Origin of the sequence: Spirosoma validum (assembly GCF_014699035.1) — a bacterium.
Taxonomy (GTDB): Bacteria; Bacteroidota; Bacteroidia; order Cytophagales; family Spirosomataceae; genus Spirosoma; species Spirosoma validum.
In genome coordinates, this window is record NZ_JACXAA010000001.1 from 1,142,842 (window position 1) to 1,166,268 (window position 23,427).

At 49.7% G+C, this 23,427-nt stretch carries 23 protein-coding genes and 1 tRNA gene; all 24 read left to right on the forward strand.

Annotated elements, in window-relative coordinates:
- Positions 1-118: 118 nt before the first annotated feature.
- The 24 genes from IC230_RS04545 (at position 119) to IC230_RS04660 (ending at position 23,416) form a co-directional block, all read left to right on the forward strand.
- On the forward strand, positions 119-2,032 hold the full coding sequence (locus IC230_RS04545; protein WP_191037761.1) for a RecQ family ATP-dependent DNA helicase: 1,914 nt from the start codon (positions 119-121) through the stop codon (positions 2,030-2,032).
- A 231-nt stretch (positions 2,033-2,263) separates the two neighbouring features.
- Positions 2,264-2,731, forward strand: a complete 468-nt coding sequence (locus IC230_RS04550; RefSeq protein WP_191037762.1) for a DUF2141 domain-containing protein — start codon at positions 2,264-2,266, stop codon at positions 2,729-2,731.
- Between the two features lie 202 nt (positions 2,732-2,933).
- Positions 2,934-3,800 (forward strand): SDR family oxidoreductase, encoded by an 867-nt coding sequence (locus IC230_RS04555; protein ID WP_191037763.1) that lies wholly within the window; start codon positions 2,934-2,936, stop codon positions 3,798-3,800.
- Between the two features lie 117 nt (positions 3,801-3,917).
- Positions 3,918-4,523 carry a gluconate 2-dehydrogenase subunit 3 family protein gene (locus tag IC230_RS04560; RefSeq protein ID WP_191037764.1) on the forward strand — a complete coding sequence of 202 codons (606 nt, stop codon included), beginning with the start codon at positions 3,918-3,920 and terminating at the stop codon, positions 4,521-4,523.
- A 73-nt stretch (positions 4,524-4,596) separates the two neighbouring features.
- Entirely contained in the window at positions 4,597-6,141 is a 1,545-nt protein-coding gene (locus tag IC230_RS04565) for a GMC family oxidoreductase (protein ID WP_191037765.1), read from the forward strand.
- Positions 6,142-6,212: 71 nt separating this feature from the next.
- On the forward strand, positions 6,213-7,553 hold the full coding sequence (locus IC230_RS04570; protein ID WP_191037766.1) for a family 1 glycosylhydrolase: 1,341 nt from the start codon (positions 6,213-6,215) through the stop codon (positions 7,551-7,553).
- Positions 7,553-8,350, forward strand: a complete 798-nt coding sequence (locus IC230_RS04575; protein WP_191037767.1) for an alpha/beta fold hydrolase — start codon at positions 7,553-7,555, stop codon at positions 8,348-8,350. The genes IC230_RS04570 and IC230_RS04575 overlap by 1 nt, the downstream gene beginning before the upstream one ends.
- A 30-nt stretch (positions 8,351-8,380) precedes the next feature.
- Positions 8,381-8,473 (forward strand) — tRNA-Pro (locus tag IC230_RS04580).
- A gap of 181 nt (positions 8,474-8,654) precedes the next feature.
- Complete coding sequence (locus tag IC230_RS04585; protein ID WP_191037768.1) at positions 8,655-10,088, forward strand: anthranilate synthase component I family protein; 1,434 nt, start codon at positions 8,655-8,657, stop codon at positions 10,086-10,088.
- Positions 10,089-10,177: 89 nt separating this feature from the next.
- Entirely contained in the window at positions 10,178-10,744 is a 567-nt protein-coding gene (locus IC230_RS04590; protein ID WP_191037769.1) for an anthranilate synthase component II, read from the forward strand.
- 3 nt (positions 10,745-10,747) lie between these two features.
- Positions 10,748-11,734, forward strand: coding sequence for an anthranilate phosphoribosyltransferase (gene trpD / locus IC230_RS04595; protein ID WP_191037770.1), 987 nt, complete (start codon positions 10,748-10,750; stop codon positions 11,732-11,734).
- A 108-nt stretch (positions 11,735-11,842) separates the two neighbouring features.
- Positions 11,843-12,661: an indole-3-glycerol phosphate synthase TrpC gene (gene trpC / locus IC230_RS04600; RefSeq protein WP_191037771.1), complete on the forward strand. Its 819-nt coding sequence runs from the start codon at positions 11,843-11,845 to the stop codon at positions 12,659-12,661.
- Between the two features lie 3 nt (positions 12,662-12,664).
- Entirely contained in the window at positions 12,665-13,309 is a 645-nt protein-coding gene (locus IC230_RS04605) for a phosphoribosylanthranilate isomerase (RefSeq protein ID WP_191037772.1), read from the forward strand.
- 48 nt (positions 13,310-13,357) lie between these two features.
- Entirely contained in the window at positions 13,358-13,573 is a 216-nt protein-coding gene (locus IC230_RS04610; protein ID WP_191037773.1) for a hypothetical protein, read from the forward strand.
- The gene (locus tag IC230_RS04615) at positions 13,570-13,962 is read left to right on the forward strand and encodes a PIN domain-containing protein (RefSeq protein ID WP_191037774.1); all 393 of its coding nucleotides are present in this window, start codon (positions 13,570-13,572) and stop codon (positions 13,960-13,962) included. The genes IC230_RS04610 and IC230_RS04615 overlap by 4 nt, the downstream gene beginning before the upstream one ends.
- Before the next feature lie 5 nt (positions 13,963-13,967).
- The gene (gene trpB, locus IC230_RS04620; RefSeq protein ID WP_191037775.1) at positions 13,968-15,167 is read left to right on the forward strand and encodes a tryptophan synthase subunit beta; all 1,200 of its coding nucleotides are present in this window, start codon (positions 13,968-13,970) and stop codon (positions 15,165-15,167) included.
- A gap of 68 nt (positions 15,168-15,235) precedes the next feature.
- On the forward strand, positions 15,236-16,021 hold the full coding sequence (trpA, locus tag IC230_RS04625) for a tryptophan synthase subunit alpha (protein WP_191037776.1): 786 nt from the start codon (positions 15,236-15,238) through the stop codon (positions 16,019-16,021).
- A 31-nt stretch (positions 16,022-16,052) separates the two neighbouring features.
- Entirely contained in the window at positions 16,053-16,355 is a 303-nt protein-coding gene (locus IC230_RS04630) for a DUF6922 domain-containing protein (protein ID WP_191037777.1), read from the forward strand.
- An 8-nt stretch (positions 16,356-16,363) separates the two neighbouring features.
- Complete coding sequence (locus tag IC230_RS04635) at positions 16,364-16,924, forward strand: nucleotidyl transferase AbiEii/AbiGii toxin family protein (protein ID WP_191037778.1); 561 nt, start codon at positions 16,364-16,366, stop codon at positions 16,922-16,924.
- A gap of 8 nt (positions 16,925-16,932) precedes the next feature.
- Positions 16,933-17,535, forward strand: coding sequence for a bifunctional phosphoribosyl-AMP cyclohydrolase/phosphoribosyl-ATP diphosphatase HisIE (gene hisIE / locus IC230_RS04640; RefSeq protein WP_191037779.1), 603 nt, complete (start codon positions 16,933-16,935; stop codon positions 17,533-17,535).
- A gap of 82 nt (positions 17,536-17,617) precedes the next feature.
- Entirely contained in the window at positions 17,618-17,953 is a 336-nt protein-coding gene (locus tag IC230_RS04645; protein ID WP_191037780.1) for a phage holin family protein, read from the forward strand.
- A 234-nt stretch (positions 17,954-18,187) separates the two neighbouring features.
- Positions 18,188-18,562: a RidA family protein gene (locus IC230_RS04650; protein WP_191037781.1), complete on the forward strand. Its 375-nt coding sequence runs from the start codon at positions 18,188-18,190 to the stop codon at positions 18,560-18,562.
- 104 nt (positions 18,563-18,666) lie between these two features.
- Entirely contained in the window at positions 18,667-19,911 is a 1,245-nt protein-coding gene (locus IC230_RS04655) for a GDSL-type esterase/lipase family protein (RefSeq protein ID WP_191037782.1), read from the forward strand.
- Positions 19,912-19,921: 10 nt separating this feature from the next.
- Positions 19,922-23,416: a PVC-type heme-binding CxxCH protein gene (locus IC230_RS04660; RefSeq protein ID WP_191037783.1), complete on the forward strand. Its 3,495-nt coding sequence runs from the start codon at positions 19,922-19,924 to the stop codon at positions 23,414-23,416.
- The last annotated feature ends 11 nt before the right edge of the window (positions 23,417-23,427 follow it).

Genomic DNA, 23,427 nt, shown 5'->3' on the forward strand with positions numbered 1-23,427 from the left:
TTCCGATTTGTCTTTTCCTCGTCGTAAATTTGTGGAACAGTTGATGGGCAGACACGCCGTTGCCGTTAGCGAACAAAGGCGAAGATTTCCATTGGCTACTGACTAACGACTGATTACCTTGACGATCCGGCAGATTTTACAGCAATTCTGGGGCTACACCACCTTCCGACCCATGCAGGAGGATGTGGTCAACGCTGTGCTGGCTCGTCAGGATGCGCTCGTGCTGATGCCAACGGGTGGCGGGAAATCCATCTGTTTTCAGGTACCGACGCTGGCCATGAAGGGCGTCTGTATTGTGGTAACTCCCCTCATTGCGCTGATGAAAGATCAGGTGGAGCAGTTGAGGAAACGGGGTATTCCGGCAGCCGCCATTTATTCAGGCATGCACTATCGGGAAATCGATTCCACGCTCGACAACTGTATCTACGGCAACACCAAGTTTCTCTACGTATCGCCCGAACGACTACGTACTGAAATTGTCATTGAACGTGTCAAGCAAATGACGGTTTGCCTGCTGGCGGTCGATGAAGCCCACTGTATCTCAGCCTGGGGCTACGATTTCCGGCCACCTTATCTGCAAATCGCGGAGTTTCGGCAACTTACTCCCGATACGCCGATTATAGCGCTGACGGCTTCGGCCACGCCCGATGTCCAGACGGATATTGTGGATAAGCTGGCACTACGTGATCCCCAGATATTCCGGCAAACGTTCGCCCGACCCAATCTGTCGTATTCGGCAGTACTGGAAGAACACAAGGAAGCCAGGCTATTACGTGTCCTGCAAAATGTACCGGGTTGTGCCATCATTTACGTTCGGAGTCGTCGGCAAACGCAGCAGGTCGCTCAGTGGCTTGTTCGGCAGGGCATTTCGGCCGATTTTTACCACGCCGGGCTAACCACGCAGCAACGTACCGACAAACAGGACGCCTGGATTCAGGACCGAACCCGCGTGATGGTTGCCACCAACGCCTTTGGTATGGGTATCGACAAACCCGATGTGCGCGTAGTCGTTCATCTGGATGTACCCGATTCGCTCGAAGCCTATTATCAGGAAGCCGGACGGGGCGGGCGCGATGGTCAGAAAGCGTATGCTGTCATGCTATACACGCCCAACGATCTGGAAAGTTTGCGCTATCGCACCGAGCAGCTTTACCAGCCGGTTGAGATGCTACGTCGGGTTTATCAGGCGCTGGCGAATTACATGGCGGTGCCCGTGGGTGGCGGAGAATTCAACAGTTACGATTTCGATATGGGTGTGTTTACGAACACGTTCAATCTGCCTCCGCAGGAAACGCATTACGCCCTGAAACAGCTGCAACTGGAAGGCTTCATCCAGCTAAACGAAAACTATTTTCATCCCTCGCGGCTGGCTATTGTGCTGGATAATCGGCAATTATATGAGTTCCAGGTGATGAATCCACGCTTCGATTCGTTTCTGAAATTGTTGCTACGTATCTACGGGGGCGAACTGTTCACCGACTTCCTGACCATTTCCGAATCGACACTGGCGCGGACGTTTCTGATGAATCAGCCCGAAATCGAGAATCTGCTTCAGCAACTGCACGAACGGAACGTCGTCATCTACGAAAAGCAGAAAGATAAACCGCAGCTCACGTTTTTAACGCCCCGCTACGACGCGCCTTCGCTGCCCATCAACGTAGCGGAGTTAAATCGGCGTAAGGAACTGGCGTTACGTAAAGTACAGGCCGCTACCATCTACACTGAGCACCCGACGCAGTGCCGCACCCGCCTGCTGCAAGCTTACTTTGGCGAAAAACCAGGGGAAGCCTGTGGAATCTGTGACAACTGCCTCAAAAAAAAGAAGCAGGCGGAGAACGTATCGTCGGCTGTACGGAAACAGGTACACGACTATGTTGCACTCGCTAACGGCCCCGGCGTATCGCCAAAGCAGCTCGCTCATTATTTTGCACAAACCGATGCCGACGCTCTCGCCCGGACGGTGAAGCAGATGCTGGCCGAAGAAGAAATCCGATACACGAAAAGCGGCAATCTGACGCTAAACCTGGAATAATATTTCCTCGTATCGGCGGGCTTCAGCCCGTCTGTCAGGCTATTCCATAGACGGGCTGAAGTCCGCCGATAAATAATACCTGCTCCCAAACGTCCCGAAACGGTTGTTTTTCTCCCCAAACGTACAATTTGTCCCTAAATCATGCAGATTATCCCTCTAGCTTGCAGAGGCTGGTTCGGTACCTGTATGTTTGTGCTGTCGAACGAAAACACAACCAAATCGATACACACGATGAAAACGCTTATCACTACGATCATTACCCTCACTTTGCTTATCGCGAATACGTCTAAACCATGTCTTGCCCAACAAACAACAACGGTTTCGTCGGCTTCAGCCACAGGATCGCTTTCGCTGAGTGTCACGATCTCGAACGTAAATAAACGGAGTGGAAAACTGTATGTTGGACTGGCAACCAGTCAGGCTAATTTTATGGGAGACACTCCGCAGAAAAAATCCGTTGACGTAACGCCCTCAGGCGAAATTACGCTGACATTCGACGGATTAGCACCGGGTAAGTATGCAGTACGTGTTTATCAGGATTTGAACGACAATCAAAAAATGGATTTTACAGGACAGATGCCTAGTGAGCCCTTCGGCTTCTCGAACGTAGCGATGCTCATGGGACCGCCGGATTTCGACCAATCGTCGTTCGAGCTAAAGGAAAATCAAAGTGTCAAGGTTCGTTTACTTGAGATGTAGTACAGGTATCCCGGGTTTTAACCCGTTTTTCAGCTAAATCTCAAACGGGTTAAAACCCGGGATACTTTTGAGTCGCCTGAAATATAGGCGACTCTTTTTGTTTTTCAGGTCTAACAAAAGCAGTGAACCTCGGGTTAGCATTGACGATGCAGCCTGTTCATAAACGAGATGAAACCGGCACCTTATTTTACTCAACACCCTTATGAGTCAAACTGAATTTCGCCCAAAAGCTGAAGAGATCTCCGGTCAGCAACTCCCCTACCCGGCTCGCCAGTCGGATATGGACCCCGCTCCCGATAGCGATCTGTCGAACTACAAGCCATCAGGTAAATTAAAAGGCAAAGTTGCCATCATCACCGGTGCCGATTCAGGTATTGGTCGGGCCGTTGCGATTGCCTTTGCGATGGAAGGCGCGAAAGTGGCTATTGTTTATAACGAAAATACCGGCGATGCGAACGAAACCAAACGGCTCGTCGAGTCGAAAGGCGGTACGTGTCTGGTGATTCAGACCGACGTGCGCAGTTCGGCTAACTGTAAAGACGCGGTGAAGAAAACAGTCGATGAATACGGAAAACTGAATATTCTGGTGAATAATGCCGCTTTTCAAATGGCGCAGGAAAAGTTGGAAGACATTACCGAAGAGCAACTTCGGCGCTCCTTCGACACGAACATCATTGCTTATTTTTTCATGGCACAGGCTGCCCTGCCCCATTTTCAGGCGGGTGATGCTATTGTCAACACAGGCAGTATTGTCGGCATCGTTGGGAACCCAATCCTGGTGGATTATACCGCGACAAAAGGCGCGATTCATGCCTTTACAAAATCATTAGCGATTCAGTTGGGTGAACGAAACATCCGCGTCAATTGCGTAGCACCCGGCCCGGTCTGGACACCAAATATTCCCGCCACCATGCCCGAAGATGAAGTGAAAAATTTCGGTCACGAAGTCGCGCTGGCCCGACCCGGCCAACCTGAAGAACTGGCACCCGCCTACGTACTGCTGGCTTCCAGCGATGGCAGTTTCATGACCGGCAGCATCGTTGAGGTGACAGGAGGGAAACTAGGATAATTTTTTATTTTTTGTCATGCTGACGCAGGAAGCATCTTCTGGTGTGGCAAACAATTGTAGCTACCGAAGATGCTTCCTGCGTCAGCATGACAAAAAACTGTTTTACGAATCAACTGTATGAATTACCACTATCCCGCCGGTACCGTCCGCGCTTTACTCGAAACGGATCAGGTTACGAAACCTACGCGTCAGGCATTAACTGAACGGCTCAAGGCGTCATCTGATCAGCCAGTGTTTTTCTCGACCGAAGAGTTCAGTCTGCTCCAGGCTGTCTGCGACCGTTTGATTCCTCAAAATAACCAATCTGAACGTATCGACATTACCGGAGGTATTGACAAGCGTCTGACGGAGAACAAATCAGATGGGTGGCGATATGACGTAATGCCTGCCGACGGAGATGCCTATAAACTTGGTCTGAAAGGTATTGACGAAAGCGCGCAATTACTGTTTCAGCAGCCATTTCAAAACATTTCGGCTGAACAACAAGACTTTATTTTAAAAGCTGTTCAGACCAGGCAAGCACCTGGCGATACGTGGCAGGAACTTGCTGCTGATCGTTTCTTCGAAGAGTTGCTGGCTGAAGCTGTTTCAACTTACTACAGTCATCCGTTGGCGCAGGAAGACATTGGCTACGTCGGTATGGCTGATGTACCAACCTGGCAACGTATCGGCCTGAACCAGTTAGAAGATCGTGAACCGAAGAGCATAGGGCAAGGGGAATAGGACATAGGGTGTTAGCTAAAAAGCTCGCACTTCTTATACCCCCTGCCCCACCCCCTCTGCCCCATGCAAACCTATGCAAACTTACTCAACTACAGAAATCGTTGATGCCATCGTGATTGGCACGGGGGCAGGCGGTGCCCCTTTGCTGGCGCGACTGGCGCGGGCAGGCCTGAAAGTCGTTGCCTTAGAAGCGGGCAAACACTGGAATCCGATCACCGATTTCGCTACGGACGAAAAAGAACAGGAAAAACTTTTCTGGACCGATGAGCGGCTAAGCGCTGGCAATGATCCGCTCCCGTTTGGAAGCAACAATTCCGGAACAGGGGTTGGTGGTTCCACGCTTCACTATACCGCGTACACGCCCCGCGCTCAGCCTGACGACTTTCAGTTACGTACCGATTTTGGCGTTGGTGAAGACTGGCCTTTGGGGTTCGATCAAATCGAGCCCTATTATAACGAAATCGAGCAGTTTCTGGGAATTTCCGGACCGTCACCATACCCTTGGGGACCAGCTCGCAAACAGAAATACGCGCTCGGGCCACTACCCGTTAACGGAGCGGGACAACTGATGGAACGCGGCTGTAAAGAGTTAGGTATCAAGACGTCTCCAGCAGCCAATGCGGCTTTGTCGGCGGGGTATTATCAGGAAGGTGTCGGACATCGACCAGCCTGCGCGAATCGGGGTTTCTGCCAGGCAGGTTGCAACATCGGCGCTAAAGCCAGTATGGACGTCACGTATATCCCGCTGGCGGTGCATTTTGGCGCCGAAATACGTTCGGAGAGTTTCGTTACCCAGTTAATCAAGGATTCATCCGGCAAAATCAGTGAAGTCGTTTATATCCAGAACGGAGAGGAAAAACGGCAGCGGTGCCGCTACGTCTTTCTCTGCGCCGGAACCGTCGAAACGGCTCGTTTGCTGCTTTTAAATGGTCTGGGAAACAGCAGCGGTCAGGTCGGTCGGAACGTAATGGCGCATCCGGGATTGCAGATCTGGGGTGAATTCGACGAGGACGTTCGTCCCTATAAAGGAATTCCTGGCGCGATCATTTCGGAAGATACGCACCGCCCGGCCAATGCAGATTTCGCGGGTGGGTATCTGCTTCAGTCCATTGGGGTTATGCCGCTTACGTATATGACGCAGATGGCACGGGGACGAGGACTGTGGGGCGAGGAGTTGAAGCAGGCTGCGCGGGCTTACAACCACGTAGCAGGCATCAACATTCTCGGCGACTGTTTGCCTTACGCCCACAATTATCTCGAATTGTCCGACGAAAAAGACATCCGGGGTTTACCTAAACCACGTATCTATTTCACGAACGGTGAAAACGAAAAGCGAATGACTGCACACGCTAACAAAATCATGCGTGACATCTGGGCCGCTGCGGGCGCGAAAAATGTCTGGGCGTTTCCGCGTAATGCGCACGTCATTGGCACCTGTCGCATGGGTGTTAATCCAGATACCGCCGTTGTGAACCCCGATGGACAATCGTTTGACATTCCAAACTTATATATCAGTGATAATTCAACGTTCCCGAGTGCACTAAGCGTAAATCCAGCCCTGACAATCATGGCGCTTGCGCTACGTACCGCCGATCGTTTTTTAGAACAGCACAAGTAAGGCGGACGATCCGCCGTGCGGAGGAAACCCGCTCTAATAATCGCTTGCGGGTTTCCTCCCGCTTCACATGTATGGCACAAAAAGGCTTTTTAGATCTCATAAAGAAGAAGTTCGGCGATGGCAATTACGACGGCGACCAGTTTGGTGGAGCCGGGGGCCACGATGGCAGCGGACTGCCGACGAACTCACCCAGTAATTTCATGTTCGCGACGGGCATTGAATGCTCTTACCCGACGATCCAGAAGGGAAAAATTCGTCGTGATCTGCTACGGGAGTGCGGACACTACGACCGCTTCAAGGAAGATTTAGGACTGGTTAAAGAACTGGGCTTGAATGTACTCCGTTACGGACTCCCCTACTACAGCATTCATCAGGCACCCGGAAAATTCGACTGGAGTTTTGCGGATGAAGCGATGGCTGAAATCAAACGGCTGAAAATTACGCCCATTCTGGATTTGATGCATTTCGGTGTACCCGACTGGGTTGGCGATTTTCAGAACCCGGAACTGCCCATTCACTTTTCGGAATATGCCGGTGCCGTTGCCCAGCGCTATCCGTGGGTACGATTTTATACGCCCGTCAACGAGATTTACGTAACGGCTCGGTTGAGTGCAAAAGAAGGCGTCTGGAATGAGCAACTCAAGAGCGACAAAGGGTTCGTTACGGCGCTTAAGCACTGCGCGGCTGCCAGCATTATGGGTAATCAGCAGATTGCCAAATACCGAAACGACTGCGTGATTGTACAGAGTGAAAGTGCCGAGTATACGCATGAGCTTTATGCAGTGCCCTCGCCAGAGGTAACTATGGAAAACGAGTTGCGTTTCCTGTCCCTCGATCTTTTGTATGCTAAGCCTCCCTGCGCCACCGTTGGTATGTATTTGCTGGATAATGGCATGACCCGTCAGGAATTTGACTGGTTTATGATGGGGAAACCGCCTGGCTATCAGATCATGGGAAACGACTATTATGGTCGGAACGAGCGGATTCGCCTGGCGGATGGCACCATTCAAATATCGATGGACGTGCTGGGCTGGTACGAAATTACCAAGGACTATTATCAGCGGTACCGGATGCCGGTGATGCACACGGAGACGAACGTCTTTGAGGCCGATCAGGCACCCATCTGGATGAATAAGCAGTGGATCAGCATTTTGCGGATGCGTCGGGATGGGGTGCCGGTGATGGGATTTACCTGGTACAGTCTGATCGATCAGCTTGACTGGGATACGCAACTGGGTGAGCTGAACAATCACGTGAACGAATGCGGATTGTATGATCTCAATCGGAAACCCCGTCCAGTTGCGGAAACCTACAAAAGCTTGTTGAAGGAATTCGGTCAGATTACCGTTGTTCCCCACGCTGAAATATTCGAACTAAGTGATCGACCGGCTCAATTAAAAGTTCAGGTCTGATGAAGTACACGGCAAACGGAATCGAACTTAATGTGCTGGAACGGGGACGTGGCGATATAGCCCTTGTTTTTCTGCATTATTTCGGTGGGTCCTCGCTCGAATGGCAGGCGGTTATAGACCACCTGTCGGATCAGTACCGATGTCTCGCCATTGACTTACGAGGCTGTGGTGATTCAGAAGCCCCGGAAACTGGCTATTCCGTAGACGATATGGCCGACGACGTAGCAGCCTTGCTACGCGAACTGCATATTCAGCAATTTGTCTTGATCGGGCATTCGATGAGTGGCAAAGTTGCACTGGCGCTGGCGGCTGGCACGCTCAATCACGGTCAACCCGACGGCCTGAATTCGTTGATACTGGTATCACCTTCTCCGCCCGTTCCGGAACCTATACCTGACGATGAGCGGCAGAAGTTATTGCAGGGCCACGGTCAACGCTCGTCCGCCGAACAGACGCTCAAAAATATAACCGCAGCTCATGTCTCTAAACGGATTCAGGAACAGATCATTCAGGACGATTTACGAACATCAAAACAGGCCTGGGATGCCTGGTTATTAGCAGGTAGTAAGGAAAATATTTCCGATCGCATGACATCCGTTGTCGTTCCGGTCCATATTCTAGCGGGTACAGAAGATCACGCACTTCCTCCTGACGTACAGACTCGATTAGTACTTCCTTATCTCAAGAATGCTACGTTCGATACGGTCGAAGGCATTGGACATTTAATTCCATGGGAAGCTCCTGATACGTTAGTGGATTTTATCCAGAAAAAAATAACCGGGAATTCACCAAAATAAAACAAACACTTTATATTTGTGCTCCCAACGCGGGGTGTAGCGCAGCCTGGTAGCGTGCTACGTTCGGGACGTAGAGGTCGTGGCCGGGTCGCCGGTGCGATTCGAATCCCGCCACCCCGACCAAAGAAAGCTTAGTAAAAGAAACTCATGACTAGTACGGTTAACAACATGATCTGGTGGTGGCACTCTCCTACGTTGGGATGAGGGTTGCCGCTATTGTTGTTTACCAACATATATACTAAGGCTCACCGTCATCTCGGTGAGCCTTATTTTTTTCCGTCAACTCTAACTTATCTAACAGTTCATGATTACCGATTTAAAAGCTACTTACCGCGTTGTCAGCCGCCACAAACGGATGCTGGCCGACATCATTACGCCAGTAAGCATTTACCTGCGCATCCGAGACCGTTTTCTGAACAGCATTTTGCTCGAAAGCTCCGATTATCACGGCAATGATAATAGTTTTTCGTACATCGCCTTTGATCCGGTCGCACGGTTTTCCTACGATACCGGCCGACTGACGGTGAAAATGCCAGGTGAAAGTGAGCAAACGAATGAAGTACCGGTGCAAAGTATGCTGGATGCTCTTCAGCAGTTCAAAGACAGTTTTCAGCACCAAAAGCCACCCTTTCCCTTTATCACAAACGGGCTGTTTGGCTATTTCGGCTTCCAATCTGTGCAGGGTTTCGAGGATATTACGCTTCATGCGCCGATACCAACCGAGAACCAGATTCCGGCAGCTGTCTTTACCGTGTATCGCTACGTACTGGCAATCAATCATTTCAAAGACGAGCTTTACCTTTTCGAACACAGCTATTTGCGTGATGGTGAGGCCGAAGCTGAGAGTACGCTCGATTACATCAGCGATCTGATCACAAGCCGTAATTACCCAACCTACTCCTTCAGCCCGGCTGGCCCCGAAACATCGAACTTCACAGACGACGAATTTCGTGGGGTTATACAGAAAGGGAAAGATCACTGCCAGCGGGGCGACGTGTTCCAGATTGTCTTATCCCGTCGGTTCTCGACGCCGTTTTCGGGTGACGAATTTAACGTTTATCGCGCGTTACGTTCCCTGAATCCTTCTCCTTATCTGTTCTACTTCGACTACGGCAATTATAAACTGTTTGGCTCCTCGCCTGAATCGCAGATTGTCATCAAAAATCGTCAGGCAACCATCTATCCCATTGCGGGTACGTTCCGACGCACGGGCGACGATGTACACGATGCCGAACTGGCTCAAAAACTATATAACGATCCGAAAGAATCGGCGGAACACGTAATGCTAGTCGATCTGGCCCGTAATGACCTTAGCCGGAACTGCAACGTAGTGAACGTTGAGACATTTAAGGAAGTACAATATTATTCGCACGTTATTCACCTCGTCTCGAAAGTTGTGGGCGATCTGACCGCAGACGCTGATCCGCTGCAGATTGTCGCCGAAACTTTCCCGGCCGGAACCCTTTCAGGAGCGCCCAAGCACATGGCCATGCAACTGATTGACCGTTACGAAAACCTGAGCCGAAGTTTTTATTCGGGAAGTATTGGCTACATGGGTTTCGACGGTGAGTTTAATCACGCCATCATGATCCGGACGTTTATGAGTAAAGACAACACGCTTTATTATCAGGCCGGAGCCGGTATTGTAGCTAAGTCAGTCGTTGAAAGCGAATTGCAGGAAGTTCACAACAAACTAGCTGCGCTACGTACCGCCATCGAACAAGCGAAAATAATTTAAATGGAGAAAGGAAGAGAGGAAGGATCGTTACAAACAGGTACCTATAACACCTTCTCCCTTTCGTCCTTCCTCCCACTACTCCCCTTTTTATGAAACTTTTAGTCTTAGATAATTACGATTCGTTCACCTACAACCTCGTGTATATTCTGCGCGAGTTAGGCACTCGGCCTGACGTAATCCGTAATGACAAAATTGCATTGGAAGAAGTCGGCCAATACGACAAAATCATGCTTTCGCCGGGACCGGGCATTCCGTCTGAAGCAGGCATCATGCAGGATTTAGTCCGTGAGTATGGCTCGACCAAAAGCATTCTGGGTATTTGCCTTGGCCATCAGGGAATCGGTGAAGTCTACGGTGCACGATTGGAAAATCTCGGCGACGTACTGCATGGTATTGCCCATCGAGCGACCATTACCGACCCTTCGGAGAAGCTTTTTACAGACATTCCGGATCAGCTCACCGTGGGCCGTTATCATTCCTGGACCGTCGTTCCCGATTCGATGCCCGACGAACTATGTATCACGGCAGTTGACGAGCAGGGCCGTGTCATGGGATTATCACACACCCGCTTTGATGTAAAAGGGCTACAATTCCATCCAGAATCCGTACTGACGGAGAATGGGGTGAAAATGATTGAAAACTGGTTAAAAAACTAACAGGTGAAAGAGATTTTAAACCACCTTTTTGAGTATAAGTCACTTACCAAAGAGCAGGCGCGGGAAGTGCTGTTAGGCATTGGGCGGGGTGAGTATAATTCGGCACAAATTGCCTCGTTTTTAACGGTTTACATGATGCGTAGCCTGCGTTTGGAAGAACTGGAAGGCTTCCGCGATGCCATGCTCGAATTGTGCTTACCCGTCGATTTAGCAGCTTATGATCCGATGGACCTTTGCGGGACCGGTGGCGACGGAAAAGACACGTTCAACATCTCCACGCTGTCGTCATTCGTGGTAGCTGGCGCGGGGCAGCGGGTTGCCAAACACGGAAATCACGGTGTATCGTCGCTCGTAGGTTCCTCCACCGTCATGGAACGGCTTGGGTATACGTTCACGAATGACGTAGGTGAGCTGCAGCGTAAGATGGAAACAGCAGGGATTTGCTTCCTGCATGCCCCTCTGTTTCACCCGGCGATGAAGAACGTAGCACCGATTCGGAAGGATTTGGGCGTAAAGACATTTTTCAATGTACTGGGGCCGATGATTAACCCCGCAAGGCCTCAAAAACAGCTTGTTGGGGTCTTTAACCTTGAATTGGCGCGATTATATGCGTACCTTTATCAGCAGACTGACAAACGGTTTATGATTCTGCATGCACTGGATGGTTATGACGAAATTTCGTTGACGGGTGCTTTCAAAATTGTTAGTAATCAAACCGAACAGGTGCTTATGCCGGAGCATCTAGGTTTCGATACACTGACACCGGAGTCGCTGGCGGGTGGCCATACGTTAGATGAATCAGCCCAGATTTTTCTGAACGTATTGAACGATGAAGCAACCTCCGCCCAGAAACAAGCTGTTTTAGCAAACTCGGCTATGGCGCTGTTAGCCGCCGAGAAAGCAAAAACCAATGAAGAAGCGGTTGCGCTGGCCCGAGAGTCGCTGGAAAGTGGCCGAGCGTTGGCGTGTTTTAAGAAGTTGATTGAGTAACGCGGACTTTAGTCCGCATAGCCGTGAGGCTACTTATGTAGTTATAACCATTAGCCTTACGGCTTAACGGACTGAAGCGGAAGCGTCCGTCCGACCGCGATACATAAAATGACCATACTCGACCAAATCATTGCTCAGAAGCGAATTGAAGTAGAACAGCGTAAAGCCGAAACGCCAGCGTCAGTGCTCGAACAAATGCCTGACTTTAAGCGAATGACCTTATCGGCACGCGACGCCATTCAGGACTTACGTTCAACGGGTATTATTGCCGAATTCAAGCGTAAATCACCGTCTAAAGGCATTATCAATACGCAAGCCGACGTAGCAGAAACCACACAGGGCTACGTAAAAGCGGGAGCAGCGGTTCTCTCTGTTCTGACGGACGAGCCGTTTTTTGGTGGAACTCCCGCCGATCTGCAAGCCGCCCGGTTAGCTAATCCTACTACGCCAATTCTGCGCAAAGATTTCATTGTCGATCAATACCAACTTCTCGAAGCCAAAGCTTGGGGCGCCGATCTCGTGTTACTCATAGCTGCCTGCCTGACGCCCGAAGAGATAGCAGAACTGAGTCTCCAGGCCCACGATTTGAGTTTACAGGTGCTGCTCGAAGTGCACGATGAAGAAGAGCTGGATCGGAGCCTGAACGTAGACGTTGATTTAGTGGGCGTAAACAATCGCAATCTTAAGACATTCACTACCTCTATCGATACGTCGCTACGTCTGGTAGAACGCATTCCTGATACGTTTGCCAAGATTACTGAAAGCGGATTGCACGATGCCGAAATGATGCAAACCTTGTTCCGCGCCGGTTTTGATGGATTTTTAATTGGTGAAGCGTTTATGAAAACGACCGATCCTGCCGCAGCTTTACAAACCTTAGTCACTGATTTTACTTCACGCATGCCCACCTTTATAAACTCGCTTTAGTCTATGAAAATTAAAGTATGCGGTCTACGCGACGCCGACAACCTGAAAGAGATAGCTGCGCTGAATCCCGATTTCATTGGGTTTATTTTCTACGATCAGTCACCCCGTTTTGTCGGCGAAGACTTAGATGAAGAAGCCGTAAAAGCGTTACCCCGGAGTATTCGGAAAGTAGGCGTGTTCGTGAATGCCAGTCCGGATTACATTCTGCGGTCGGTTAAGAAATACGATTTTCAGTACGTTCAGTTACATGGTAACGAGACACCGGAATATTGCCGGAGCTTGCGGAACCGGGGCATTAACATCATCAAAGCCTTTCGGGTCGATGAGTCGTTCAACTTTTCGATGCTCAACAACTACAAAGCCCAGTGCGATTTCTTCCTTTTCGACGCTAAAGGCGATCAACCTGGCGGCAACGGCATTACGTTTGACTGGAGTATTTTAAAGCGATACGATGGTGAAAAGCCCTTTTTCATCAGTGGCGGCATTGGTTTAGACAATCTCGATCAGTTAGCCGCGCTAAAAGGAATGAAGCTCTACGGCGTCGATGTCAATAGTCAGGTCGAAATCGAACCGGGCGTGAAAGACGTAGCGAAAGTGAAGGAGTTGATTGATCGCGTTCGGCCAGTAGAGGAAGAAGAAACGGTGTAAGGCAATCATTCCAGAGACGATCTTGTTAATCACTAAACGACAACGCTAATGGAAACGACGAACGAACAGGAATTAGAGCACATTCCGACCATCAAGGAACGAGGATCGAATGTGTATAAACCCGAAGACATTAAACGCTGGGGAGTAGAGCGATTTTTAGATGCTGTTTCGCCAAAAGAGCCGTTTCACTTTGGAATCGAATTTACCGATGAAGAAAATCGTCGAATGGACGAGGTTTTAGAAGAGGAGAAGAATCGTAAATGATATTTGACACCAACCTTCTAATCAACGTAGTACGCAAGAATTTAACCGCTTCAAACCGGCTGGTAATCCCTATCATTGTCGTAGGTGAACTTGAGGCATTCGCGCTTAAATCTGATTGGGGTGTGCAAAAGGTCAATAGGATGAAGCATCTATTTGCCACATATCCAATTGCGGACATTACGCTACCCGTTACGCGGCTATATTCTCAAGTTGACGCATTTAGTCAGGGGAAATTGAAAGATATTCCGCTAAAATCTTCCGCCCGGAACATGGGCAAAAACGACATTTGGATTGCAGCAACCGCCTTATATCTGGATATGGAATTACACACCACCGACAACGACTTCGATCATTTAACCGCCTTAGGATTACAATTGGTTAAGCACTGATTTTTATGCAAACCACGCTCGAACCCCAAACCTCTTTTGAGGTTACCGATAAAGGATTTTATGGCCACTTTGGTGGAGCCTTCATTCCTGAAATGCTTTATCCAAACGTCGAAGAACTACGTCAGAATTACCTGAAGATCATTGCCGATCCGGCGTTTCAGGCCGAGTTCTGGCAGTTATTGGAAGATTACGTTGGCCGACCAACACCCTTGTTTCTGGCGAAACGATTGTCCGAGAAAATTGGCGCGACGGTTTACCTCAAACGCGAAGACCTCTGTCATACAGGAGCGCACAAAGTCAACAATACGATTGGTCAGATTCTGGTGGCGCAACGCCTTGGTAAAAAACGGATCGTTGCCGAAACCGGAGCCGGTCAACATGGTGTCGCGACGGCAACCGTCTGCGCGCTGATGGGGCTGGAATGCATTGTTTACATGGGCAGCATCGATATGGAACGGCAGAAGCCCAACGTGGATCGGATGCGGATGCTCGGTGCTACGGTCGTTCCAGCTACGTCGGGTAGTCAGACGCTGAAAGATGCGACGAATGAAGCCATGCGCCACTGGATCAACAATCCCGTCGATACGCATTACATCATCGGCTCAGTCGTTGGCCCACACCCCTACCCGGATATGGTGGCTCGATTTCAGTCGGTTATTTCCCAGGAAACCCGAAAACAGCTTTTTGCCAAAGTCGGCCGCGAGAATCCTGATTACGTAGTGGCTTGTGTAGGTGGCGGCAGTAATGCTGCCGGTATGTTTTATCACTACCTGAATGAACCCTCAGTACGTCTGGTAGCGGCCGAAGCAGCTGGACAGGGTGTTACGTCGGGTTATTCTGCCGCAACGACTGCGCTAGGAAAACCGGGGGTGTTGCATGGAAGTCGTACGATTCTGATGCAAACAGAAGATGGTCAGGTTACGGAGCCTTATTCGATTTCGGCAGGTCTGGATTATCCAGGTATCGGCCCACTTCATGCCCATTTGTTCGAATCGGGCCGGGGTGATTTCTACGCCATTACGGATGATGAAGCGTTGCAGGCTGGTTTCCAACTCAGCAAACTGGAAGGCATTATTCCAGCGCTGGAATCGGCTCACGCACTGGCAGCTCTTGAGAAAATGAACCTCAAACCCAGCGATATCGTGGTGGTTTGTCTGTCTGGGCGTGGCGATAAAGATTTAAATACGTATTCAAAGCATTTGTAACGTATCCACGGGCTTCAGCCCGTGATCATCACTGAACAAATCACGGTCTGAAGCCCGTGGATACCTTTATGACCCTAACCCAAAACCGCATCACCGACCTGTTCGCGCAAAAAAGCGAGCGGTTACTGAATGTCTATTTTACAGCCGGATTTCCCCACCTCGATGACACGCTGACAATCCTACGTGGTTTACAGGCGGCTGGCGTCGATTTAGTGGAAATTGGTATGCCTTATTCCGATCCTGTTGCCGATGGCGAAACCATCCAGAAAAGTAATGGGAAAGCCCTGGACAATGGCATGTCGTTAAAAACGCTGTTTGTTCAGTTGGCTGATTGTCGCGAAGAAATTAGCGTGCCCATTCTGCTAATGGGCTATATCAATCCAGTACTGCAGTTTGGCGTAGAAAATTTCTGCAAAAAGTGTCAGGAAGTTGGTGTAGACGGTGTTATTCTGCCCGACCTCCCGCTGGATTTATTTCTTGACGAGTATGCTGAGACGTTTCGTGAATACGGTATTCTAAATGTCCACCTGATTACCCCTCAAACGTCAGAAAGTCGCATCCGGCTTATTGACGACGAATCCGACGGGTTTATTTACATGGTATCGTCAGCTAGTATTACGGGGTCGACAAAGGGCATCAGTGAATCGATGCAAACGTACTTCGAGCGGATTCAGGCGATGAACCTACAAAATCCACGACTGATTGGGTTTGGTATTAATGATCACGAAACGTTTGATACCGCCAGTCAATACGCCAATGGAGCCATTGTTGGGAGTGCATTTATCCGGCATTTGGACGAAAATGGTACGTCGCCCGAGAGCATCCACGAGTTTGTGCAGACGATTCGGGCGTAATGCGCTCCAATCCATTTTAATCCTGCAACCTATGAATGAAACCGACATACCTAGTCTACGCCCGTCACTGTTTTGGGATGTAGATTACTCAAGGATTCAATGGAAGAAAAATTATCGCTTCGTAATTGAGCGGGTCCTCGAACGGGGTACGTTTGAAGACTGGCAGGAAATCAAGCGATTTTATGGATTGGAAACGATTAAAGAAGCAGCTTTACAGGCCCGTTGGTTAGATAACACTACGTTGTCATTTTGTAGTAATTATCTTCATGTACCCAAAGAGCAGTTTCGATGCTACACCCTGAAGTCCTCGAACCCAGCACCCTGGGTATTCTAAGATCAATTTTGGCAATTGAATCATTTGAATCGTTCAACTTGGTGGGAGGTACGGCCCTGGCTCTACAATTCGGTCACCGCTTATCGATATATCTTGATTTTTTTACAATTGATCCCTTTGATAAAGAACTGGCTAAGGCAGAACTGTCTGATATTGGTCTCTGGCAAACCGACAGCGAAAATAAAATAGGTCTTCGTGGCCAGTTGAACGGCGTAAAGATTGACTTTGTTACGTATCGCTACCCATTATTGGAGCCAATTGCTGTTATTGATGGGGTCCGCATGTTGTCGCGAGCCGATATTTCAGCGATGAAGCTATCGGCAATTACGAACCGTGGCGCCCAAAAAGACTTCTACGATATTTTCTTTCTATTACGTCATTATAGTTTTGCTCAACTTTGCAATTGGTATAAGGCAAAGTTTCAAACCAATAATTTATTCATGCTGCTAAAAAGCCTGACGTATTTTGACGACGCCGAACAAACGGAAACGCCTATTTTATTAGTTGACGATGTTTCGTGGGCGATGGTCAAAAATACAATCCTGCAGGAAGTGGCAGCCTATTCGTAGTATTTTTAATGACAATTCATTTCGATAAATCCCCCGACGGGCTTATTCCCGCTGTCATTCAGGATGCCGAAACCGGTAAAGTCCTGATGCTGGGCTACATGAACCGTGAAGCATACGACAAAACGGTCGCCGAGAATATCGTTACGTTCTTTAGCCGCAGCAAACAGCGGCTTTGGACCAAAGGCGAAACGTCCAATAACTTCCTGCACGTCCGGGAAATCATGGTCGATTGCGATGGTGATACGTTGCTGATCAAAACCAATCCGGCCGGGCCCGTTTGTCATACCGGTGCCGATACGTGTTTCGATGAAGTCAATCGGGGGAAAGGGCAGTTTCTGAACTATCTACAGGATATTATTCACGACCGGCGAGTCAATCCATCCGAAAAATCATATACGACAACGCTGTTTAACCGGGGCGTCAACAAGATCGCGCAGAAGGTTGGTGAAGAAGCTGTTGAACTGGTCATCGAAGCAAAAGATGACAATGATGATCTGTTTAAGGGCGAAGCGGCTGATCTGCTATTCCATTTTTTGGTGCTGTTGGAACAAAAAAGAATGGATTTAGACGACATCGTAGCCGTATTACAGTCCCGTCATCAAAAACAATAGATTCGGGTTTGCGGTTTGATGAACGTTGACGGGCACCACGAAGGTGTTTGCGCAATGTTCTCACCAAACACAAACTTTCTTCATGGGACTGATTATCCGTATTCTGATTAGCGCCGTAGCCGTCTGGGTTGCTACATATTTTATTCCCGGTGTGTCCGTGTCAGGCGGACCCGGTACGTATCTGATTATCGCGATTGTTCTGGGTTTTCTGAACGCCTTTATCAAGCCAATTCTAACCGTACTGACAATTCCGATCACCATTATCACCCTTGGTCTGTTTTTGCTGGTACTCAACGTACTGATGGTATATCTGACCTCGTATCTGATTCCGAATTTCCACGTCAGTGGATTTATTGCAGCGCTATTGTTCAGCTTTGTTGTCTCCATCGTGACGGCTCTGATCGACGCGATTGTCTGAACAAGAGAACGCAATACGGCTTACTGCCTTTGTTAAAGAATGCCATGACAATACGTTGTGGCATTCTTTGTTTTTAGGACTGACAGTTTTTGCGTAGGTTTCGCTCAAACCCCGGATAGGACTGACTGCCTTGGTGACGTCAAGATCTCAATCCCAACGAGTGCGAATGATCTACTTTTTTTTGAAACCGAACAAAACCAAACCTAGCATTAAAATAAACACGATAAAACGAATATGACCTTCACCTACACACCTGACGCACCCGTACCGGGCGGACATTATTCGCAGGCCGTCGTTCATAATGGGCTGGTTTTTGTATCGGGCATTTTGCCCATTACACCGGATGGACAAAAATTGACCGATTCAACGATTGCGGAACAGACGGTACAGATTTTAGCCAATCTCGATGCCATTTTAAAAGCGTCGGGCAGCAAACGCGAGAACGTATTGAAAGTGACTGTATTCATCTCCGATATTACTGACTGGGGTACGGTTAATCAGGTTTATACGCAATTTTTTGGCGAGCATCGCCCCGCCCGATCTGTAGTACCCGTAGGAACACTCCACTACGGTTTGAATATTGAGTTGGAAGCCGTTGCGACAACGTAACGTACGTGCCAGGAATTGGGTAAAACAAGCGAGAAACTGCCTTTTGTAAACTGGATAAGCAACGGACACTAATTCGTAAACTGGCTTACCTAAACCGAAAATGCATGCTGACGATGCGAGGATTAACCACGCTTGCTTTTATTCTATTCCTGTTTAGTTATCTCTTTAGTGAATATGCCGTTGCTCAGAGCGTTACCGAAAACCCGAATGCGCCCTTTGAATTGAAAAATGGGGATCGGGTGTTGTTTCTGGGAAATTCTCTCTTCGAGAACGATCTGCAATACGGTTATCTGGAATTGGCTCTGACCACGCGCTGGCCTGACCGGAACGTAACATACCGAAATATCGGCTGGTCGGGCGATAACGTATTTGGGGAGGCCCGGAGCTATGTAACAAACCCACCTACGCCATATGAGCTGCTCATTCAGCAAATCACCAACGCCAAACCAACCGTCGTGTTTTTGGGGTATGGCGGCATCGAAGCGCAGGAGGGCGAATCGGGTCTGGCTCATTTTAAACGAGGGCTGAACCAGTTGTTGGATAAGATTGATCAACTGGGCGCCAAAACCATTCTGATCTCTCCGGTTCCAGTGCTCCTCCCCCCGTCTGACAACGTAACGCAACGGAATGCCATGCTGGAAACCTACGCGTCGGCGATTGCTCAGACGGCTTCCGAACGAAAGAAACGGTACGTTGATGTGTTCAAGCCGATTCTGGACGTGAGCAAGCGAGCAGTTATCACCGAAAACGGTATTCACCTCAACGAGACGGGGTATTATTACCTGGCCACCACGCTTGAAAAGGCGCTGGGACTTGCTCCACGTAATGGCGACATCACCATCGACGTAGCGAAAAATGCCGTTGAGTCAACAGTTCCGGCCAATCTGTTGCCCGTCGATAAAGCAAATACTGACATCCATTTTGTGATCAACGAACCGTATCTGCCTCTACCCTCACCAGAGCAGGATGGGAAATCCATACTTGTTGATAACGGGCGGAAACTGATGATTAAAGGATTGAAAAAAGGATTTTATTCGCTAACCGTCGATGACGACGAAGTCATTACGGCTTCGGCAAACCAGTGGGGCGAGGGCGTAAACATCCGACAAGGACCAGCGTTTACGCACTCCGCAGAAATGCGGCAATTGATTCAGAAGAAAAACGAACTTTTTTTCTTTCAGTATCGCCCACTGAATCAGACTTATATCATCGGCTTCCGATCCTACGAACAGGGCCGCCATAAAAAAGGACTGGAGGAGCAAAGTTTCATCATTACGTGGCTGGAAGGACAAATTGCCGCACTTAATCAGCCTAAATCGGCAACGTATCACCTTACTCAGCTCAAGTAAAACAGCGATTATGCAACGGATCAATTTCGTACGACCTTTATCATTTTTGCGTAAAACCTTACTCATCCCGGTTATTATTCTGACAACCGCACTGGTGAATCAGGACAAAAACGCCGACGTGCCCGACCCGGATGTTCAAAAGGAACTCGAATCATTTCGTCTGGCGGATGGGTTTGAGGTGACTCTGTTTGCGGCAGAACCGCTGGTGGCAAAGCCCATACAAATGAACTGGGACGCCGAAGGCCGATTGTGGGTGGTGAGCAGCACGGCTTACCCGCACCTGAAAACGGGCGAGCAGGCAAATGATAAGATTTTTGTCCTGGAGGACACCAACGGTGACGGGAAGGCCGACAAATCAACTGTTTTTGCCGAAGGCTTGCTGACGCCCACCGGAATTTTACCGGGTGATGGCGGTGTTTACGTAGCCAACTCAACCGAAATTCTGCATTTCGCCGACACCGATGGCGATGGAAAAGCGGATAAAAAACGCCGAATTCTAAGCGGGTTTGGTACCGCCGATACGCACCATCTGATCCACACGTTCCGTTGGGGGCCGGAAGGAACGCTGTATTTCAACCAATCGATCTACATCTATAGTCACGTCGAAACGCCGTCTGGCGTTAAACGGCTGGAAGGCGGGGGCGTGTGGCAACTACGTCCCGAAAATCTTGATCTGAATATTTATGCCCGAGGTTTGGTTAATCCCTGGGGTCTTCAGTTCACCCGCTGGGGCCAAACGTTTCTGACCGATGGAGCGGGGTTTGAAGGCATCAATTATGCGTTTCCGGGCGCTACGTTCCTGACCGCGCCCGGTGCCGACCGAATTTTGCGAGGACTAAATCCTGGCCAACCGAAGCACAGCGGACTGGACGTTATTTCGGGACGCCATCTGCCCGAATCCTGGCAGGGAAGTCTGATTACCAACGATTTTCGGGCTAATCGCATTAACCGATTCAGGCTCGAAGAACAGGGCAGCGGCTATGCGTCCAAGCAGATGGAGGATTTAATGTGGACAGACCACGTAGCGTTTCGCCCGGTCGATATTTCCGTTGGCCCCGACGGAGCCATCTACGTAGCGGATTGGTATAACCCTATTATTCAGCACGGCGAAGTCGATTTCCACGACCCGCGCCGGGATCAGCAACACGGACGAATCTGGCGTATCACGGCTAAGAATCGGCCTCTGGTCAAAAGACCACAACTGGAAAAAGCGACGATTCAGACGCTGCTGGACGCGTTACGTGCTCCGGAAGACTGGACCCGTTTGCAGGCTAAACAGGTATTGAAGCAACGGGGCGCGAAAGACGTTATACCTTCCCTGCAACAATGGGTCAACGGTTTAGACCGGAAAGATCCTGAGTACGAACACCTTCAGCTGGAAGCGCTCTGGACGTATCAAACGCTCAACGTAGTGAATGAACCGCTGCTACTGAGTTTATTAAAAGCAGAAAATCCAAATGCCCGGTCGGCTGCGCTACGTGCTTTTGAGTTATGGCACGACAAAATAAGCAACCTACCGACACTGCTGTCGAAGGCGGTGCTGGACCCTCACCCGCGCGTACGCCTTGAGGCCGTTATTGCGCTACGTAAAGTACAGTCGGCGGAGGCTGCCCGTACGGCGCTGGCAGTATTAGATTATCCGATGGACGAATTTCTGGATTTCGCCCTTTGGCAAACCGTCCGTGAACTGGAACCGCGCTGGGTAAGCCGACTGAAAACCGACCCCAATTTTCTGGGTGATTCCCGAAAAACGGCCTTTGCGCTAAAATCAGTGAACAATCCAGAAGCTATTACGCAACTGATGCAACTCTATCAAAAAGGCCAGGTGCCAGATGAGTATCAGAAGGACATACTGACGTCAATTGCCAAATGGGGCAGCGTTGCCGATTTGAACGCCTTGTTCGATATGACGGTTCTGGGCAATACCCGGCAGGATAAACACACAGCTGGCCGTCTGGAAGCGTTAGCCGAAGCGGCCCGTCAGCGAACGATAAAACCCGATCAGAACCTGACCCGTATCGGTGGTTTTCTCAGTAGTGCTGACGAAGCCGTTACCACCAATGCCATACGTTTGATCGGATTATGGCGACTGGAGAATCTGAACGACCGCCTGACCGGACTTATTCAGCAGGGCGATAAATCGGTTAAAAAAGCAGGATTAGGGGCACTAGCTGCGATGGGTACCGACAATGCTCGCAAACGGTTGATTGACTTAACCGGACCCAAAAACACCCCTGACCTACGGCTGCTAGCAACGGCTCAGTTGGTTTCGCTGGATGCGCCCGAAGCAGCCCGTATCGGCGTAGATCAATTGCGAACGTTACCCCAACAGACCGATGCCTCTGAACTTTTTCAGGCGTTTTTTGCCGATAAGAAAGGCATACAGCCCTTGGCCGACGCGTTAACAGCCAAAAAGATTCCGGAGCATTTTGCTAAAGAAGGCCGGCAATTACTTCAGCGACAATTACCCGGCAACCGGCAAAAAGCTGAGGACGTAGTGCGGCTAAAACAGGCGCTGGAAGCCTCGGGTGGGACGCTTCCAGCCGAGCGTATGCCGCAGGAACTTAGCAGTCAGGATATTACGATGCTGGCCAATGCTGTAAAAGAGTCAGCAGATCCTGTTCGGGGCGAAGCTATCTTTCGGAGAAGTTCATTGTTGTGCTCTACGTGTCATGCGATAGGCGGAGCCGGGGGACGTATCGGACCTGATTTGAGTAGTCTCGGCACCAGTTCACCGGTCGAGACGATTATCCGATCTATTCTCTATCCGACTCAGTCCATTAAAGAAGGCTACGAACTCCAGCGTATCCAAAAAAAAGACGGAAGCGAGATGATGGTGTATCTGGTCAGCAATGGAACGTCGGAAGTTGTGGTAAGGGACGTGAGCGGCTTAGAAATATCCATCCCCAAGAGTCAGATCAGTACGATTGAAAAAACGCCCGGCTCACTTATGCCTTCCGGCTTAACGGCGGGTTTGGAAAAAGAAGAGTTTATTAATCTGGTCGGGTTTCTGTCGAAAATTGGTGAGTCAGGAGCGTTTCGGGTGCCTACAGCCCGCTTCGTCCGACGCTGGACTACCGTTTTGCCCAGTAAGGAACTGAGCCGGAAAATTAGTGAAGCGGGCATGGGATACGTTGTCAGGGATAACAGCAAAATAGACGTCCAGCCCATCTACAGCAACGTATCGGGCGAGCTGCCGGTTGACCAATTACCAATCGTTGACGTAAGTCCGACGAAACGGTACAGCTTTGTCCGGTTTGACATCGAAGCAATCAGCAAAGGCAACGTAGCGCTAGCCATCAATTCAACCGCAGGGCTAACCGCCTGGGTGGGCCAGAAACCGCTTAAACTGACAGAGCAAGGCGTACTCACCGATCTTCCGCAAGGCATCCATTCGATTACGCTGGCCATCGACAGAGCTTTGTTTAAGGAGAAACTACTGGGAATACAGCTCCAGGACGCCCAGCAATCACCAGCACAAATCAGGCTTGTCATGGGCCGATAGACGTAGTACCG

Excerpts from the sequence above, each read along its gene's own strand:
- IC230_RS04570 (WP_191037766.1), top strand. The coding sequence starts at position 6,213 with ATGGCACAAAAAGGCTTTTTAGATCTCATAAAGAAGAAGTTCGGCGAT.
- IC230_RS04550 (WP_191037762.1), top strand. The coding sequence starts at position 2,264 with ATGAAAACGCTTATCACTACGATCATTACCCTCACTTTGCTTATCGCG.
- IC230_RS04655 (WP_191037782.1), top strand. The coding sequence starts at position 18,667 with ATGCTGACGATGCGAGGATTAACCACGCTTGCTTTTATTCTATTCCTG.
- IC230_RS04645 (WP_191037780.1), top strand. The coding sequence starts at position 17,618 with ATGGGACTGATTATCCGTATTCTGATTAGCGCCGTAGCCGTCTGGGTT.
- trpB (WP_191037775.1), top strand. The coding sequence starts at position 13,968 with ATGCAAACCACGCTCGAACCCCAAACCTCTTTTGAGGTTACCGATAAA.
- IC230_RS04565 (WP_191037765.1), top strand. The coding sequence starts at position 4,597 with ATGCAAACTTACTCAACTACAGAAATCGTTGATGCCATCGTGATTGGC.
- trpA (WP_191037776.1), top strand. The coding sequence starts at position 15,236 with ATGACCCTAACCCAAAACCGCATCACCGACCTGTTCGCGCAAAAAAGC.
- IC230_RS04650 (WP_191037781.1), top strand. The coding sequence starts at position 18,188 with ATGACCTTCACCTACACACCTGACGCACCCGTACCGGGCGGACATTAT.
- IC230_RS04560 (WP_191037764.1), top strand. The coding sequence starts at position 3,918 with ATGAATTACCACTATCCCGCCGGTACCGTCCGCGCTTTACTCGAAACG.
- IC230_RS04585 (WP_191037768.1), top strand. The coding sequence starts at position 8,655 with ATGATTACCGATTTAAAAGCTACTTACCGCGTTGTCAGCCGCCACAAA.
- IC230_RS04660 (WP_191037783.1), top strand. The coding sequence starts at position 19,922 with ATGCAACGGATCAATTTCGTACGACCTTTATCATTTTTGCGTAAAACC.
- IC230_RS04605 (WP_191037772.1), top strand. The coding sequence starts at position 12,665 with ATGAAAATTAAAGTATGCGGTCTACGCGACGCCGACAACCTGAAAGAG.
- IC230_RS04575 (WP_191037767.1), top strand. The coding sequence starts at position 7,553 with ATGAAGTACACGGCAAACGGAATCGAACTTAATGTGCTGGAACGGGGA.
- IC230_RS04630 (WP_191037777.1), top strand. The coding sequence starts at position 16,053 with ATGAATGAAACCGACATACCTAGTCTACGCCCGTCACTGTTTTGGGAT.
- IC230_RS04555 (WP_191037763.1), top strand. The coding sequence starts at position 2,934 with ATGAGTCAAACTGAATTTCGCCCAAAAGCTGAAGAGATCTCCGGTCAG.
- IC230_RS04590 (WP_191037769.1), top strand. The coding sequence starts at position 10,178 with ATGAAACTTTTAGTCTTAGATAATTACGATTCGTTCACCTACAACCTC.
- hisIE (WP_191037779.1), top strand. The coding sequence starts at position 16,933 with ATGACAATTCATTTCGATAAATCCCCCGACGGGCTTATTCCCGCTGTC.
- IC230_RS04615 (WP_191037774.1), top strand. The coding sequence starts at position 13,570 with ATGATATTTGACACCAACCTTCTAATCAACGTAGTACGCAAGAATTTA.
- trpC (WP_191037771.1), top strand. The coding sequence starts at position 11,843 with ATGACCATACTCGACCAAATCATTGCTCAGAAGCGAATTGAAGTAGAA.
- IC230_RS04610 (WP_191037773.1), top strand. The coding sequence starts at position 13,358 with ATGGAAACGACGAACGAACAGGAATTAGAGCACATTCCGACCATCAAG.